This is a genomic window from Klebsiella sp. SWET4, from assembly GCF_024296565.1.
Lineage (GTDB): Bacteria > Pseudomonadota > Gammaproteobacteria > Enterobacterales > Enterobacteriaceae > Klebsiella > Klebsiella variicola.
In genome coordinates this window covers 1-981 of sequence record NZ_JANCOB010000045.1, presented here as the reverse complement: position 1 = coordinate 981, position 981 = coordinate 1, and the positions used below count along the sequence as shown (strand labels likewise).

At 33.8% G+C, this 981-nt stretch carries 1 pseudogene; it reads right to left on the bottom strand.

The annotated features are described in order from the left end of the window. Positions 1 to 673 (bottom strand): annotated as a pseudogene (locus NKJ21_RS27385) (hypothetical protein); the annotation flags it as partial. Between the last annotated feature and the right edge of the window lie 308 nt (positions 674 to 981).

The following is a 981-nucleotide window of genomic DNA, read 5'->3' as shown; positions in this document are numbered from 1 at the left end:
TCAATACCTCATATTTTACAATCGGATCAACAGAGTAGGGTTCCCATGCATTGTTTTTAAAAACCATCAACCCTTTGTTCTTGTCCTGGGCATAAACTGCATTGCCGCATTTTTCTAAAAAAAGCCATTCTGTATTCGGATAAAATACCTGTATGGTTGAATTTTTAAGGAAAAATATCCTGTCGGTAGCCCTGAAAAAAACTTCATCATCGTTTAAAGTAATATTCCATATATCTCCAAACTGCCTCGATTGTAGCGGAATTAAACTTTTAAAAGAATTATAAACAAGAGAGCCATTTTTATCAGGGAAAAAATAACCTATTTCATCCTGACCCCCTACTATTATCCTTCCCTTTTTATCAATTGCAACCGACCTGATAATTGTAGCGTTAGGTAATTTGTACAGCTTCCAGTAAGTACCGTTAAAAACCAATAATCCGCTATTATTGGCAAAATATAGAACACCATTTTTATCCTGAGCCATTCTCCAGGTTTGCGTTCCTGCACGAAAATCCTCAGTAGTATAATTTTTTACAACTGGTAAGCCAATAGCATTTTGGGCAAAAATTGGATAATTGATTAGTAGTAGTGTACTAAAAAAAACTGCAATCGTTTTCGAAATCATCATTGCAAAAATATGAATGTAGAGGTAAAGTAGTATATAAAAAGGCACAAAAAAGCCTTTTTCAAGCACTTTGTAGAGGTAATGTAGTGGTAAAAAATGCTTAAAGTAGAGGTCCCTATAGGAATTTTGCTTTGTATTTGTTGGTGAAGAAAACCTCACACTTCTTATGCTAACAAAACCAAAACATTCTCTAACGTTTAAAACTACTTACGTATGAAAAAAAGATTTCCGATTTTCTTTCTGGTCTTTTTTATTTCTATGTTTCATGTTGCCTGGTCACAGGAACTATCAGTTTCAGGTAAAGTAACAGACAAATCGTCCGGTAATGCTTTAGAATCTGTATCAGTTATGGTTAA